Origin of the sequence: Segatella sinensis (assembly GCF_040095255.1) — a bacterium.
GTDB classification, from domain to species: domain Bacteria; phylum Bacteroidota; class Bacteroidia; order Bacteroidales; family Bacteroidaceae; genus Prevotella; species Prevotella sinensis.
Genome location: NZ_JBBNGE010000028.1, coordinates 1 through 14,184, shown reverse-complemented (window position 1 = coordinate 14,184; position 14,184 = coordinate 1). Strand labels below are relative to the sequence as shown.

The following is a 14,184-nucleotide window of genomic DNA, read 5'->3' as shown; positions in this document are numbered from 1 at the left end:
TGCATCATCAAACCCGAAGTCATCCTCTACTGGAGCATATACCTTATTATATATATAATCTAAAAATATCATTCGTATTACTATTGAATTCTTCACTCATCGTTCTTCACTCTTCACTTTTCATTTCTCCTACTCCACCACTTCTTTCTGCTGGAGTTCGTGTGAAGAAGGTGCAGTTTCCGTAGATTCAGTTCCCGGAACCACCTCGAAGTTATCTTCGGTGCTTTCTGTACCATCACCTTCTCCCTCCATCACATCATCGTTTTCGTGATAGACAGGATCCACCATATCGAAGGAGTCGGTAGTGTCTCGCTGACCATTACCTACCTGGATGATGAGCACATCATCGATAGAAACCTTATCACCAGCCACCACATGCTTGCCCTTAACGAGAATACCGTAAACCCAGTCTTCCTCGCCAGGTATGTATTCCGGCGCCCCCAGCTTGAATCCCATGGCGGTCAACTTAGCCATCGCCTCTCTCAGAGAACTGTTGTCGATGACATCAGGAATGGTGATACGAGGAGAATGATTGGAGTTGATCGTGACATAGATGATATGTCCCGACTTTACCACCTCTCCGAACACCGGCGTCTGCTCCAGGATACAGTCGGCAGGGAGCGAACGGACATATCCGGTATCCGAAACCACTATTTCCAATCCGGCATCATCGAGAATGCGGGTGGCATCATTGATATTCTTGTATCTGATATCCGGCACACGGATGGCCTCACCATGATGGGTGTAGATATCGATGCCGAACTTGACACCGACGCAGAGCAAAACCAGCACCAGGAACATGGCGCCCAGGTTGCCCCAGAGATACTTACTCTTAAACTTATTTATAAACTCAGATGAAGTCATTCTTTCTTTTTTGGTGCAAAGATAGGAATAATCGAAGACAATACAAAATAAAACGCCAAGTTTTTGCGTTTCATCACAATATAAAAAGTCATAAAAACACAAAAAGCAGCAAAGAATCTCTCCTTGCTGCTTTTAATGTCATCGTCGATAGACGAATTTCCCTATCGGAAATTACTTTCCGTGGTGCTCGTCAGAAACAGTTAACTTCTTGCGGCCATGAGCACGGCGAGAAGCCAATACGCGACGACCATTCTTTGTTGCCATACGCTCACGGAAACCATGCTTGTTCACGCGACGACGATTGTGAGGCTGAAATGTTCTTTTCATTTTTCTTATTTATTTTTTAATTAATATTCTTCACAAAAGAGCAAAATAAGCCCTTTTTGGGCTGCAAAATTACGCATAATTTCTCAAATAACCAAGAAAACTACCAAATTTAGCTTAAATATTTATGTTTTTTTCGATTTTCCCTTTGTTTTTTCATCATTTTGCTGTAACTTTGCACCCGATTACGAGAATAATAATAACATTCTAGATAAAACAAGAAATGATTAATTCACAGGAAATTAAGATTGGAACTTGCATCCGTATGGATGGCAAAGTATGGGTTTGCATCGACTTTCAGCACAGAAAGCCAGGTAAAGGTAACACCGTAATGAACACTAAGTTGAAGAATGTTGCCGACGGCCGCGTGCTGGAGCGTACATTCCAGATTGGTTTCAAATTGGAGGATGTTCGCGTTGAGCGTCGCCCTTATCAGTACCTCTACGAGGACGCTACTGGTTGTATCTTCATGAACCAGGAGACTTTCGAGCAGGTGCCTATCGCCAAGGAGAACGTTACCGGTGGTCAGTATATGAAGGAGGGTGACGTAGTTGAGGTTGTTACTGATACTACAGACGGTACTATCCTCTTGGCTGAAATGCCAGCAAAGACTACCCTGAAGATTACTCACTCTGAGCCAGGTGTAAAGGGTAACACTGCTACCAACGCTACCAAGCCAGCTACTCTCGAGACTGGTGCTGAGGTTCGCGTTCCTTTGTTCGTTAACGAGGGCGAGACCATCCAGGTTGATACTCGTGACGGCAGCTACCTCGGTCGTGTAAGCGAGTAATCCGTCTTTCAACAAGAAGATTACGCTCTTATCGAGCAAACTTAACCCTTAATAGTAAGTAGAATGAAATATTCCATCATAGTACCAGTATTCAACCGTCCTGACGAAGTGGACGAACTGTTAGAGAGCCTTACCCATCAGACGGAGAAGGACTTCGAGGTTGTCATCGTAGAGGATGGCTCACAGACTCCCTGCGAGGAAGTGTGCAAGCGATACGAAAACCTGATGGATATACATTATTACTATAAGGAGAACTCTGGTCCGGGCCAGAGTCGCAACTATGGTGCCGAGCGTGCCAAGGGCGAGTATCTGCTGATACTCGACAGCGACGTAGTCTTGCCAGAGGGCTATCTGAAGGCTGTAAGTGATGAGTTGAGCCGCGAACCTGCCGATGCATTCGGCGGTCCCGACAAGGCACACTCATCATTTACAGATACTCAGAAAGCCATTTCTTATTCCATGACTTCTTTCTTCACCACCGGTGGTATCCGTGGCGGAAAGAAGAAGATGGATAAGTTCTACCCTCGTTCATTCAACATGGGCATCCGCAGGGACGTTTATCTCAAGTTGAATGGCTTTTCCAACATGCGTTTTGGTGAGGACATCGATTTCTCCATCCGTATCTTCAAGGCAGGCTGCCGTTGCCGTCTGTTCCCTGAAGCATGGGTATGGCATAAGCGCCGCACCGACTTCCGCAAATTCTGGCGACAGGTATATAACAGCGGCATCGCCCGCATCAACCTCTACAAGAAATATCCCGAGAGCCTTAAGCTCGTACATCTCCTGCCGATGGTCTTCACCGTGGGCGTGACAGGTACGCTCCTTCTGCTCTTCTTCGGATTCCTGCCGTATATGCTGGGCACCGTCCACGTATTCCCAACCCTGGGCAATGCGATGGCAGCATTGGGCTGCATCGGCCTACTTGGCATCATTTTCTATATCATTGCGCTGTTCATCGACAGCAGCAGGGAGAATCACAGCGTGAAGATTGGCGTGCTGAGCATCCGTGCCGCCTTCACCCAGCTGATGGGTTACGGCTGCGGATTCCTTTCTGCCTGGTGGAAGAGATGCCTGCTCGGACAGAGCGAATTCAGCGCATACAACAAGACTTTCTATAAATAAATCACTATGAGTGAGAAGCTTTCTATTTCGCAATGGGCAGAGGAAGACAAACCTCGTGAAAAACTGGAGCGACTAGGAGCATCAGCACTATCCAATGCCGAACTGCTAGCCATATTAATAGGTTCCGGCTCTCAAGACGAGAGCGCAGTAGATTTGATGAAACACATCATGAAAGACTGCGACAACAATCTCAATACTCTCGGCAAGATGACAATCAAGGAACTCACCCGCTACAAAGGTATGGGACCCGCGAAAGCGATTACCGTGCTTGCAGCCTGTGAGCTGGGGAAGCGTCGTGCCCTTGACAAGATAGGCTATCGCCCGGATTTGGGTTCATCTCTCGCCATCTACAACTATATGCTCCCCAAGATGCAGGATCTCAATACCGAGGAAGCATGGGTATTGATGATGAACCAGAATTTCAAGCTCATCAAGGCTTCCTGTATCTCGCACGGAGGCATTACGGAAACAGCCGTGGATATCCGACTGCTCATCAAGGAAGCCGTACTCAACAACGCCACCATCATTGCCTTCTGTCACAATCACCCGAGCAACAGTCCGCTCCCCAGCAAGGCAGACGACCAGCTTACCCTTCAGATTCAGAAAGCCTGCGAAATCATGCGCATCTTCTTCATGGACCATGTCATCATCACCGATGGAGCCTTTTATTCCTATCACGATAAAGGCAAATTATAGACTTTTTCCGGTATTATTAAGCAGGCACGAAGAAAAAAGTGTCTTTTCTTTTTGTATTGTCCCCATTTTGCAGTATCTTTGTAGGCAAAAACAAAGATTATTATGACACAAGAAGAAAAGACAAAGATAGAAGAAAAGATCGTAGATGTTCTCAAGACAGTTTACGACCCTGAAATACCAGTGAATATCTGGGATCTCGGCATGATTTACAAGATAGACGTAAAAGACGATGCTACCGTAGATCTTGACATGACCTTTACTGCCCCATCCTGCCCTGCAGCCGACTTCATCCTTGAGGATGTGCGCACCAAGGTGGATAGCGTAGAGGGTGTCAAGTCTGCCAATGTAAACCTCGTATTCGAGCCAGCCTGGGATCAGAGTATGATGAGCGAGGAAGCTCGTGTAGAACTCGGTTTCGAATAGCCAAAACCGTTGAATTATCCACTCTTCATTCTTCACTCTTCACTTAAAAAGAATCGCTTATGAAAAATGTATATTTCCTCTCTGATGCGCATCTCGGATCGTGGGCAATCCCACACGGCAGAATGCAGGAACGCAGACTCGTACGTTTCCTCGACAGCATCAAGCACAAGGCTGCAGCCATCTATCTGCTGGGCGACATGTTTGATTTCTGGAATGAGTATAGATATGTGGTACCGAGAGGCTACACCCGATTCCTGGGTAAGCTCTCGGAGTTGACGGATATGGGAGTGGAAGTACATTTCTTCACCGGCAACCACGACTTATGGACATACGGCTACCTGGAAGAAGAGTGCGGACTGATCGTTCACCATACACCACAGACCGTGGAAATTTACGACAAGGTGTTCTTTCTTGCCCATGGTGACGGCCTGGGTGACCCGGACAAGAAGTTCAAGTTCCTGAAAGCGATGTTCCACAACCGCACCTGCCAACGGCTGCTGAATGCCATACATCCACGCTGGGGATTGTCGTTGGGACTGAACTGGGCGAAGCATAGCCGCCTGAAACGTGCCGATGGCAAGGAGGAGCCTTATATGGGCGAAAAGAAGGAATTCCTGGTACGCTTTGCCAAACAGTATATGCAAAGTCACAAGGATATTGATTACTTCATGTTCGGACACCGCCACATAGAGCTGGACCTGATGCTGAGCAAGAAGACCCGCCTGATGATTCTGGGCGACTGGATATGGCAGTTCACCTATGCCGTATTCGATGGCGAACACATGTTTATGGAAGAATATGTGGAAGGCGAAAGCCAACCATAACAATAAATAAGCTACAAGAATAAAGGGCAGCCCAATTTGGACTGCCCTTTATTCTTATCACACGAATCTTATAGTTCTATTGTAATCTTGTTTTATTCCTATCGCTGGATTCTTCCTCCCGAAGAAGTCATATTACTGATGATTTCTTCTTCAGATACCAGATTCTGATCGCCTGGAATCGTATTCTTGATGGCACTGGCCGAGAGAGAGAAATCCAGGCAATACTGGTTCTCATCGCCCCACTTCTGGTGAGCGTGGATATAGGCAGCAATGAAGGCATCGCCTACACCCATCGGATCTACGATAGGCTGTATGTCGTAGATTCTCGTTGTATAGAGCTGATCCTCTACTGTATCATAGAGCAGACCGCTCAAGGTATGATGGCTGCTGGCAATCTGGTTTCTTACAGCCATCACCATCTTCTTGCATTTAGGAAAGAGACGGTGCATCTTGCGGAAATACGACAGATAAGCCTCCCTGTCTATTACATAGTTTTCATCCAAAGCCTCGAAAGGAATATGAGGCACTCCACTGGCTATCTCCCACTCATTCTGATCACCGAAGATGATGTCGCTATACTGCATCATCTGGAAGAGCACATCGTGAGGTTCCAGACCGTATCCCCAGAGATTCTTGCGATAGTTGATATCGCAGGCGATGGTCAGCCCATCAGCAACCGCCAGCTTGATGGCATCCATGGTAGATTCCATCGCATCACGGCTGATGGCGCAGGTAATACCTGAGCAATGGAATACGGCAGCATCTGCCAGTACCTGATTCCATTTCACCATACCACGCTTCAAGGAATAGAAAGAAGAGTTCTTGCGGTCATAGACTACACGGGAGTTGCGCATCGCCACAGCTTCCTCGAAGTAATAGGTACCGAGACGATCGCCACCACGCACCACATGAGAAACATTCAAACCAAACTCCCTGAGATGCATCAGCGCAGCTTCACCCATCTCGCCGTATGGCAATCGGGTTACATACTCCACGTTATCGCCCAAATGAGCCAGAGAGATGGCTGCATTTGCCTCGCTGCCACCATAGTTGCCGAACATACGGTGACCTTGGAATAACCGTTGATAACCAGGCTTAGATATTCTAAGCAATATTTCTCCGAAAGTTACAATCTTTGTTTTCATAATTCTCAAAATTTAAGTGATGCTTCCATCCTCATCAGGCAGGAGCCTCATCATGTAATAATGATAAGAAAGAAATAAATAAGGTGAAGACCATCCATTGCTGTCTTTAGTCTTCACCTTATATTATATAGTATTGTGTGGAATTACTTCTTGGAAACCAATTCCATTGTATCGCGAGCGATAACAATCTCCTCATCGGTAGGAACTACTACTACCTTCACCTTGCTGTCATCGGTAGAGATGATAGCTTCCTCACCACGAACCTTGTCGTTAACCTCCTTATTGATCTTGATGCCAAGATACTCCAGGTTCTTGCAAGCTTCCTCGCGGAGGTCGGTCTGGTTCTCACCAACACCAGCTGTGAATACGATAGCGTCAACGCCACCCATAGCTGCTGTGTAAGCACCAATGTACTTCTTGATGCGATACTCGTACATACGGAGAGCCAGCTGAGCCTTCTCGTTACCCTCGTTGGCAGCGTTCTCGATGTCGCGCATATCAGAAGAAATACCAGTGATACCGAGCACACCACTCTTCTTGTTCAGGAAGTCAGCCATCTCCTGTGGCTTCATGTTCAACTTATCCATCAGATAAGTAACAGCAGAAGCATCGATGTCACCACAACGTGAACCCATCATCAAACCAGCCAATGGAGTCAAGCCCATTGAAGTATCCAATACCTTACCATTCAATACTGCAGCTACAGAGCCACCGTTGCCGATGTGGCAAGTAATGATCTTGGAGTTGTTCTGGTCGAGACCGAGAATCTCGCAAACACGCTTAGAAACATAGCGGTGAGATGTTCCGTGGAAACCATAGCGGCGTACGTGATACTTCTCATACAACTCGTAAGGAATGGCATAGAGATAAGCGTAGTCTGGCATTGTGCTGTGGAATGCGTTGTCGAATACGCAAACCTGAGGAGTGCCAGGCATCAAAGAGTCAACGGCACGGATACCCTTCAGGTGACCTGCGTTGTGAACAGGAGCGAGGTCGCAAAGTTCCTCGATACCATCCTCTACGCTCTTGTCAACGATAACACTCTCGTTGAACTTGTCACCACCCTGTACGACGCGGTGACCTACAGCGTCGATTTCCTTCAAGTCCTTGATGGCGCCGATTTCCGGGTCGAGCAGGCACTTGAACACGAAGTTCACACCTTCCTTGTGGTCAGGCATGTCGTGCATGATCTGCTTCTTCTCGCCATTAGGCAATTTAACCTTGATGAAAGCGTTATCAAGACCGATACGCTCTACACCACCCTGTGCCAATACAGACTCATCGTCCATATTATATAACTTGTACTTGATAGATGAACTACCACAGTTCAGAACCAATACTTTCATAATGTTTAGTTTGTAATGTTATAAATAAAGTTAGTTGATTAAGCCTTCTTTGCATCCTGTGCCTGGCAAGCTGTGATAGCTACCATATAGTAGATGTCATCTACAGAGCAACCACGAGAAAGGTCGTTAACAGGACGAGCGATACCCTGGAGGATAGGACCGATAGCGATGGCACCACCCAGGCGCTGAACGAGCTTGTAGCCGATGTTACCTACCTCGAGGTTTGGAACTACCAATACGTTAGCCTTACCAGCTACCTCAGAATTTGGAGCCTTCTTGGCAGCTACCTCAGGAACGAGGGCAGCATCAGCCTGAAGCTCACCGTCGAGATGAAGCTCTGGGAACTTCTCCTTAGCGATAGCTACAGCATCCTTTACCTTGTCGATGATATAAACGCTCTTGCCTGTCTCCTTGTTGATAGCATCCTTGGCACTACCCATTGTTGAGAAGCTCAGCATGGCAATCTGAGGATCAGCAATACCAGCTACTGACTGAGCTGTATGAGCTGTTGTATAGGCAATCTGAGCAAGCTGGTCTGCTGTAGGGTTTGGAGTTACAGCAACGTCACCCATTACCACTACGCCATCCTGACCATACTGCTTCTGGTCTGAGATGAGCAACATAGCACCACTTACGCAAGTGATACCTGGAGTACATTTGATAATCTGGAGAGCTGGACGAAGAGTATCGCCAGTTGTGCTCAATGCACCAGAAATCTGACCATCAGCACCCTCTGTCTTGATAATCATGCAACCGAGGTAGAGGTTGTTCTTAGTTACGAGTTCACGAGCCTGCTCTATGGTCATGCCCTTCTTCTTGCGAAGTTCAGCGAGCTTCTCAGCATACTCCTCAGTCTTAGGGTTGTTTTGTGGATCAACGATAGTAGCCTTGTCGATGTTGTTAAGACCCCACTGTGCAGCGAGATTCTTAATGTTGGCAGGGTTACCGATGAGGATGATGTCTGCAAGATCATCAGCCAGAACTTTATCGGCTGCTTTCAATGTACGCTCCTCTTCTGCTTCAGGGAGCACGATGCGCTGCTTGTCAGCTTTAGCGCGAGCTACGATTTGCTGTAATAAATCCATTTTATTTCTTTATTTATATAATTTTGTTATCTTCGATAGTAGATTTGTCAATCTAATAAAGAGCTACGGCTTGTTTTTGCCGTTTTGCCATATCGACTTTGCAAAAGTACATATTTATTTTGAAATAACACTCACTAAAATGTGTAAAAAAAGCTAAAACGGGAGATAATCATTATCGTAAAAGGTTTACGTAGTAGGAAAAGTAAAGAATTAAGAGTGAAGAGTGAAGAATTCATGTGCTTTCCTTCTTCACTCTTTGCTCTTATAACATTTCCTGAGTGAGGATGCTTTCCAGTTCCTCGGCAGAGAGTCGGAGCTTGAATTCGCCTTTGATGGCTACGCTGATTCGTCCCGTCTCTTCAGAAACGATAACGGCAATGGCATCACTGCTCTGCGAGATACCCAGGGCAGCACGGTGGCGGAGTCCCAGTTCCTTGGGAATATCCAGGTTGTGACTCACGGGGAGGATACAGCCTGCAGCCATGATTCGCTTGTTACTTACCACCATGGCTCCATCGTGAAGAGGCGAATTCTTGAAGAAGATGTTCTCTATCAAGCGCTGGTTGATTTTGGCATCTATCTCCTCGCCAGTATCCATGATATCCTTCAAAGGCACGCCTCGCTCTATCACGATGAGGGCACCCACATATTTCTTAGCCATGCTCATGCAAGCCATCACAATAGGCATGATCGTCTCCTTGTTCGCCTCCTTCTGGCTCTCCTTGCTGGAGTGGAAGAAGCGGACCAGCCTCCGCATACCTTTCTGTGAACCAATCTCATAAAGAAATCTTCGGATGTCTTCCTGGAAGATGACGATAAGGGCGATGACTCCCACGCTCACCAGTTTATCGAGGATGGAACCCATCAGGCGCATCTCCAGTACCTGACTCACGAAGAGCCAGATCAGTACAAAAAGCATGATGCCCACGAAGATGTTCAGCGAGCGGGATTCCTTCATCAGTCGATAAACATAGAATAGCAGCGAGGCTACCAGGAGTACGTCTAACGCATCTTTGATTCCAAACTCGATCATACTCTGCCCTCCTTCATGGCTTCTACGATTTTCACAGCCTCAGCCGCTTCCTTCACATCGTGAACACGAAGGATGCTGGCTCCCTTCATCAGGGCTATGGTATCAAGCACCGTGGTTCCATTGAGCGATGTAGTGGCATCGCCACCCAGCAGCTTGTAAATCATGCTCTTACGGGAGATACCTACAAGTACCGGAAGTTCCAGTACGTTCAACTTCTCCATCTCATCATAAATCTGATAATTCTGGATGAGATTCTTGCCAAAACCGAAACCCGGGTCGAGGATGATATCCTTGGCACCCAGGTCGCGCAACTGCTGCACCTCCCTGGCAAAGCCCTTCATCATCTTGGCGAGCGTAGGCTGCACCGACATTAATATATAAGGCACCTTCAGTTCGCCCACCACACGGAACATTTCAGGATATTCCTCCTGTCTCTGCTCCAGCGGCACATTGGCGATGCCTGTGATTCCACCTTCTGAAACATCGTTGATGATGTCAGCTCCCCACTCTTCGATACACTTGCGTGCCAAGGTAGGGCGATAGGTATCTACGGAGACGGCAGCATCCGGTTGCTCCCTGCGAACGATGTCGAGAGCGAACTTCAGGCGTCTTCCCTCCTCCTCTTCCGATACTTCATCGGCACCGGGACGGGTGGAGAAAGCGCCCACATCGATGATGCTTCCACCTTCTTCTATAATCTGATTAGCTCTCTGAGCTATCTCCATTTCTGTCTGTTTTCTACTGCCAGAGTAGAAGCTGTCGGGCGTAACGTTCAGGATGCCCATCACCTGAGGGGTACTCAAATCCATCAAGCGCCCCTTGATATTGATCGTATATTCCATCGGATTATAACTCTTTAAGCCACTTTTCTCCTGACTTTGTATAACTCCAAGCTATAAGAGCAATAATAACAATAGAAGTTATCATAAAAAATAACGCTAAATAACTCATAAATCCTAATATTTTAAAATTCTATTGGCGAAGTATGCAGAGCCTGCTGTTGCAACTGCGCCAAACACTAATACGGAAATATCACCTGATGAAGCCGTTCCATGTAAAAACGGCAACACGCCTCCAACCCCAGTTCCCGTAAATATCAACTGGGATAGATTATAGAAACAGCCTGCCAGCTTTTCCTTCCTCACTTTCGTTTTATCTTTTTCATATCTACTACCCATAAAAAGCCTCGCTTTCTAAAGATTCATCGAATATTTCTGCAAAAATAGAAAGAATATTCGAGATTACCATCATTTTTTGGGAAAATTGTTTGTTATGTCCACAATTTAGATTACTTTTGCACTCAAAACAACAGTTATAGACTATGGATATTTCAGAACTCTATCAGATTTACCAAGCGCACCCAGTGATTACCACTGACAGCCGCGACTGCCCAGAGGGCAGCATCTTCCTGGCTTTGAAGGGCGCATCGTTTGATGGCAACAAGTTTGCCGACATGGCTTTGGAGAAAGGCTGTGCCTATGTGATTGTGGATGAAAAAGAGTATGCCAAGGAGGGCGACGAGCGCTACATCCTCGTAGAGGACTGCCTCACCACCTTCAAGGAACTCGCCCGTGAGCATCGCCGACACTTCGAGATTCCCGTAGTGGGAATCACCGGAACCAACGGCAAGACCACCACCAAGGAACTCGTCTCTGCCGTTCTCGGCGAGAAGTTCAACGTGATGTTCACCCAGGGTAACTTCAATAATGATGTAGGCGTACCAAAGACGCTCTTCCGTCTCTCACCAGAAAATGAGATTGCCGTTGTAGAGATGGGTGCTTCCCATCCTGATGACATCCGAAAGCTCGTGGAATACGTGGAACCAACCTGCGGCATGATTACCAATGTGGGCCGTGCCCACCTTCAGGGATTTGGAAGTTTCGAAGGCGTGAAGAAGACCAAGGGAGAACTCTATGATTACCTCGCAGCCAGCGATGCCCTCGTCTTCATCAACGCCGACAACGAGCACCTGATGCAGATGGCAGAGCAGCGCAACATCAACCGCCTCATCACCTACGGCAAGGACGGAAACTGCGATGTATGGGGAGAAGTCATCTCCTGCGCCCCATTCCTGAAGTTCCGCTGGCGCACCGAGAGTTTCGACTGGCATGAGGTTCAGACCCACCTCATCGGCTCCTACAACATCGACAATATGCTTGCCGCCATCACCATCGGACTTCATTTCGACGTGAAGCCTCAGCAGATAGATCACGCCCTGGAGAATTACATCCCAAGCAACAATCGTTCACAATTGGAAGAGACGGCGCACAACAAGCTGGTGGTAGATGCCTACAATGCCAACCCATCGAGCATGGCAGCCGCCATCGAGAACTTCCGCGTGATGGATGTACCTCATAAGATGGCAATTCTCGGACAGATGGGCGAGCTCGGCGAAGTGAGCCACGAGGAGCACCAGAAGGTAGTAGATCAGTTGCAGGCAGCCGGTCTGGAGAATGTATGGCTGGTAGGCGATGAGTTCAAGGATATTCCATGCAGCTACCGCAAGTTCCAAAATGTAGAAGAAGTGAAGGAAGCGCTCAAGGCGAACCAGCCTCACGACCATTACATCCTCATCAAGGGCAGTAACAGCGTGAAGCTCTTCCAGCTTCCTGAGCTGTTGTAAGAAGAACTTTCAGAATGAGTAAAACTATAAAAGCAAAAAGCCTTGCGGGATTCCGTAAGGCTTTTTGCTTTATGATATGGATTCTGCAAATAGAATCCTGAATTTTACTTCTTGCACATTTCCAGAAAATACTTATGAATCTCCAGGCTTTCATTCAATTCGGGATGAAAGGCTGTAACTAGCTGGTTACCCTGGCGGGCAGCCACAATCTTGCCATCTATTTCAGCCAGAACCTCAGCATCTCCCCACACCTCTTTAATATAAGGGGCACGGATGAAAGTCATTGGGATATTTCCCTCGATGCCCTTCATCGGAGCCTCAATATAGAAACTGCCCAACTGGCGACCGTAGGCATTTCTCAAAGCCGTGATGTCCATCGAAGCAATGCGCTGACTAGGCTCACCCTCAATCTTCTTGGCAAGAAGAATCAAGCCGGCACAAGTACCATAAACTGGCAAACCGGCAGCAATCGCCTCCTTCACAGGCTCCATCAATCCCAGTTCATTCAAGAGTTTCGCCTGAGTGGTACTCTCACCACCCGGAATAATCAAGCCATCCTTAGGCTGATTCCAATCCTTCAACTGGCGAACCTCAAAACTATCCACGCCCAACTGAGCCAACTTCTGTCTGTGCTCAGCAAAAGCGCCTTGTAAAGCTAAAACTGCTATTCTCATTATTTACCTCTTTCAGCCATGAGCAAAGCTATCTCCTGCTCATTGATACCTACCATTGCCTCGCCGAGATCCTCGCTCAACTCAGCCAGCATCTTAGGGTCGTTGTAGTTGGTAACAGCCTTCACGATAGCTTGGGCACGCTTAGCAGGATTACCGCTCTTGAAGATACCAGAACCTACGAATACACCCTCGGCACCGAGCTGCATCATCAGGGCAGCATCAGCTGGAGTAGCCACACCACCGGCAGCGAAGTTAACCACTGGCAACTTGCCGTTCTCGTGAACATACTTCACCAGGTCGTAAGGAGCCTGCAACTGCTTGGCTGCCTCGTAAAGTTCATCCTCGCTCATAGAAACCAGGCGGCGGATTTCGCTCTGCATCATACGCATGTGGGTAACAGCCTGAACCACATCACCAGTTCCTGGCTCACCCTTGGTACGGATCATGGTAGCACCCTCAGCGATACGGCGGAGCGCCTCGCCCAGGTTCTTGGCACCACAAACGAATGGTACGTCAAACTGAGTCTTGTCGATGTGATAAACATTATCAGCTGGAGAGAGCACCTCACTCTCGTCGATATAGTCGATTTCGATAGCCTGAAGAATCTGAGCCTCAGCGAAGTGACCGATACGGCACTTAGCCATTACAGGGATAGAAACAGCCTCCTGGATACCCTTGATCATCTTAGGGTCGCTCATACGAGAAACGCCACCTGCTGCACGAATATCAGCTGGAATACGTTCCAAAGCCATTACTGCGCATGCACCTGCAGCCTCTGCGATTCTTGCCTGTTCAGGAGTTGTTACGTCCATAATCACACCACCCTTGAGCATCTGAGCCAAGTTGCGGTTCAATTCTTGTCTATTTTCTGCCATAATTCTTTTAATTTTATCTTTTTACGGCTGCAAAGGAAACACTTTTCGGTGAAACAGCAGAAAAATGTTCCAAATTCTGCAAACATTGAGTCATTTTGTATAAAGAGAGATTCGCAAATATATAAGAGATATTCCTGAATATATAAAGCAGTACACAGATTGTACTGCTAAGAGAAACCGAGAGGAGTTCACCTTCTGAACTTCTTGCCCTTCTTCACCTTATATAATACCACGAAATGGGGCTCTTTTGAGGTTATATGCGGCAGCAGCGAGCATGACATTTACCTAAAATCCGCAACTATCATCCAATACACGATTAAGGGTAGATTTATGAGTCGTTAGTAGCAGCTTTCAGTAAAA

At 47.3% G+C, this 14,184-nt stretch carries 16 protein-coding genes; 6 read left to right on the top strand and 10 right to left on the bottom strand.

Annotation, left to right across the window (positions count from 1 at the left end):
- Nucleotides 1-129: 129 nt before the first annotated feature.
- On the bottom strand, nt 130-864 hold the full coding sequence (locus AAAT87_RS09060) for a PASTA domain-containing protein (RefSeq protein WP_295023370.1): 735 nt from the start codon (nt 862-864) through the stop codon (nt 130-132).
- A 171-nt stretch (nt 865-1,035) separates the two neighbouring features.
- Nucleotides 1,036-1,191, bottom strand: coding sequence for a 50S ribosomal protein L34 (gene rpmH, locus AAAT87_RS09055; protein WP_004351099.1), 156 nt, complete (start codon nt 1,189-1,191; stop codon nt 1,036-1,038).
- 220 nt (nt 1,192-1,411) lie between these two features.
- On the opposite strand from rpmH, the gene efp reads away from it, so the two are divergent.
- The 5 genes from efp to AAAT87_RS09030 all read left to right on the top strand — a co-directional run bounded on the left by efp (nt 1,412) and on the right by AAAT87_RS09030 (nt 5,043).
- The gene (gene efp, locus AAAT87_RS09050; protein WP_295023368.1) at nt 1,412-1,978 is read left to right on the top strand and encodes an elongation factor P; all 567 of its coding nucleotides are present in this window, start codon (nt 1,412-1,414) and stop codon (nt 1,976-1,978) included.
- A 63-nt stretch (nt 1,979-2,041) separates the two neighbouring features.
- The gene (locus tag AAAT87_RS09045) at nt 2,042-3,100 is read left to right on the top strand and encodes a glycosyltransferase family 2 protein (protein WP_295023365.1); all 1,059 of its coding nucleotides are present in this window, start codon (nt 2,042-2,044) and stop codon (nt 3,098-3,100) included.
- Nucleotides 3,101-3,106: 6 nt separating this feature from the next.
- Nucleotides 3,107-3,796, top strand: a complete 690-nt coding sequence (gene radC, locus AAAT87_RS09040) for a RadC family protein (RefSeq protein WP_089544482.1) — start codon at nt 3,107-3,109, stop codon at nt 3,794-3,796.
- Between the two features lie 102 nt (nt 3,797-3,898).
- Nucleotides 3,899-4,219 (top strand): metal-sulfur cluster assembly factor, encoded by a 321-nt coding sequence (locus tag AAAT87_RS09035; protein WP_089544483.1) that lies wholly within the window; start codon nt 3,899-3,901, stop codon nt 4,217-4,219.
- A gap of 59 nt (nt 4,220-4,278) precedes the next feature.
- Entirely contained in the window at nt 4,279-5,043 is a 765-nt protein-coding gene (locus tag AAAT87_RS09030; protein WP_349226229.1) for a UDP-2,3-diacylglucosamine diphosphatase, read from the top strand.
- A 98-nt stretch (nt 5,044-5,141) separates the two neighbouring features.
- On the opposite strand, the gene AAAT87_RS09025 is transcribed toward AAAT87_RS09030, so the two are convergent.
- The 6 genes from AAAT87_RS09025 to AAAT87_RS09000 form a co-directional block, all read right to left on the bottom strand.
- Complete coding sequence (locus AAAT87_RS09025; protein ID WP_153095932.1) at nt 5,142-6,188, bottom strand: PfkB family carbohydrate kinase; 1,047 nt, start codon at nt 6,186-6,188, stop codon at nt 5,142-5,144.
- Nucleotides 6,189-6,331: 143 nt separating this feature from the next.
- Complete coding sequence (locus tag AAAT87_RS09020; protein WP_295023360.1) at nt 6,332-7,534, bottom strand: acetate kinase; 1,203 nt, start codon at nt 7,532-7,534, stop codon at nt 6,332-6,334.
- Nucleotides 7,535-7,572: 38 nt separating this feature from the next.
- Nucleotides 7,573-8,619: a phosphate acetyltransferase gene (pta, locus tag AAAT87_RS09015; RefSeq protein ID WP_118311448.1), complete on the bottom strand. Its 1,047-nt coding sequence runs from the start codon at nt 8,617-8,619 to the stop codon at nt 7,573-7,575.
- Nucleotides 8,620-8,881: 262 nt separating this feature from the next.
- The gene (gene cdaA / locus AAAT87_RS09010) at nt 8,882-9,652 is read right to left on the bottom strand and encodes a diadenylate cyclase CdaA (protein ID WP_153090767.1); all 771 of its coding nucleotides are present in this window, start codon (nt 9,650-9,652) and stop codon (nt 8,882-8,884) included.
- Nucleotides 9,649-10,494, bottom strand: coding sequence for a dihydropteroate synthase (folP, locus tag AAAT87_RS09005; RefSeq protein ID WP_295023356.1), 846 nt, complete (start codon nt 10,492-10,494; stop codon nt 9,649-9,651). The genes cdaA and folP overlap by 4 nt, the downstream gene beginning before the upstream one ends.
- Nucleotides 10,495-10,608: 114 nt before the next feature.
- Complete coding sequence (locus AAAT87_RS09000) at nt 10,609-10,830, bottom strand: DUF6722 family protein (RefSeq protein ID WP_349226228.1); 222 nt, start codon at nt 10,828-10,830, stop codon at nt 10,609-10,611.
- Between the two features lie 143 nt (nt 10,831-10,973).
- Here AAAT87_RS09000 and AAAT87_RS08995 point away from each other — a divergent pair, with 143 nt between their 5' ends.
- Entirely contained in the window at nt 10,974-12,275 is a 1,302-nt protein-coding gene (locus AAAT87_RS08995; RefSeq protein WP_349226227.1) for a UDP-N-acetylmuramoyl-tripeptide--D-alanyl-D-alanine ligase, read from the top strand.
- Between the two features lie 104 nt (nt 12,276-12,379).
- Here the strand turns inward: AAAT87_RS08995 and pdxT are convergent, their stop codons facing one another.
- Nucleotides 12,380-12,949 (bottom strand): pyridoxal 5'-phosphate synthase glutaminase subunit PdxT, encoded by a 570-nt coding sequence (gene pdxT, locus AAAT87_RS08990; RefSeq protein ID WP_349226226.1) that lies wholly within the window; start codon nt 12,947-12,949, stop codon nt 12,380-12,382.
- Nucleotides 12,949-13,824, bottom strand: a complete 876-nt coding sequence (pdxS, locus tag AAAT87_RS08985; protein ID WP_117587530.1) for a pyridoxal 5'-phosphate synthase lyase subunit PdxS — start codon at nt 13,822-13,824, stop codon at nt 12,949-12,951. Before pdxS ends, pdxT begins: the two co-directional genes overlap by 1 nt.
- Nucleotides 13,825-14,184: the final 360 nt, after the last annotated feature.

Bases quoted from the DNA above. Each gene is read 5' to 3' on its own strand.
- AAAT87_RS09060 (WP_295023370.1), bottom strand. From the start codon at position 864: ATGACTTCATCTGAGTTTATAAATAAGTTTAAGAGTAAGTATCTCTGG.
- rpmH (WP_004351099.1), bottom strand. From the start codon at position 1,191: ATGAAAAGAACATTTCAGCCTCACAATCGTCGTCGCGTGAACAAGCAT.
- efp (WP_295023368.1), top strand. From the start codon at position 1,412: ATGATTAATTCACAGGAAATTAAGATTGGAACTTGCATCCGTATGGAT.
- AAAT87_RS09045 (WP_295023365.1), top strand. From the start codon at position 2,042: ATGAAATATTCCATCATAGTACCAGTATTCAACCGTCCTGACGAAGTG.
- radC (WP_089544482.1), top strand. From the start codon at position 3,107: ATGAGTGAGAAGCTTTCTATTTCGCAATGGGCAGAGGAAGACAAACCT.
- AAAT87_RS09035 (WP_089544483.1), top strand. From the start codon at position 3,899: ATGACACAAGAAGAAAAGACAAAGATAGAAGAAAAGATCGTAGATGTT.
- AAAT87_RS09030 (WP_349226229.1), top strand. From the start codon at position 4,279: ATGAAAAATGTATATTTCCTCTCTGATGCGCATCTCGGATCGTGGGCA.
- AAAT87_RS09025 (WP_153095932.1), bottom strand. From the start codon at position 6,188: ATGAAAACAAAGATTGTAACTTTCGGAGAAATATTGCTTAGAATATCT.
- AAAT87_RS09020 (WP_295023360.1), bottom strand. From the start codon at position 7,534: ATGAAAGTATTGGTTCTGAACTGTGGTAGTTCATCTATCAAGTACAAG.
- pta (WP_118311448.1), bottom strand. From the start codon at position 8,619: ATGGATTTATTACAGCAAATCGTAGCTCGCGCTAAAGCTGACAAGCAG.
- cdaA (WP_153090767.1), bottom strand. From the start codon at position 9,652: ATGATCGAGTTTGGAATCAAAGATGCGTTAGACGTACTCCTGGTAGCC.
- folP (WP_295023356.1), bottom strand. From the start codon at position 10,494: ATGGAATATACGATCAATATCAAGGGGCGCTTGATGGATTTGAGTACC.
- AAAT87_RS09000 (WP_349226228.1), bottom strand. From the start codon at position 10,830: ATGGGTAGTAGATATGAAAAAGATAAAACGAAAGTGAGGAAGGAAAAG.
- AAAT87_RS08995 (WP_349226227.1), top strand. From the start codon at position 10,974: ATGGATATTTCAGAACTCTATCAGATTTACCAAGCGCACCCAGTGATT.
- pdxT (WP_349226226.1), bottom strand. From the start codon at position 12,949: ATGAGAATAGCAGTTTTAGCTTTACAAGGCGCTTTTGCTGAGCACAGA.
- pdxS (WP_117587530.1), bottom strand. From the start codon at position 13,824: ATGGCAGAAAATAGACAAGAATTGAACCGCAACTTGGCTCAGATGCTC.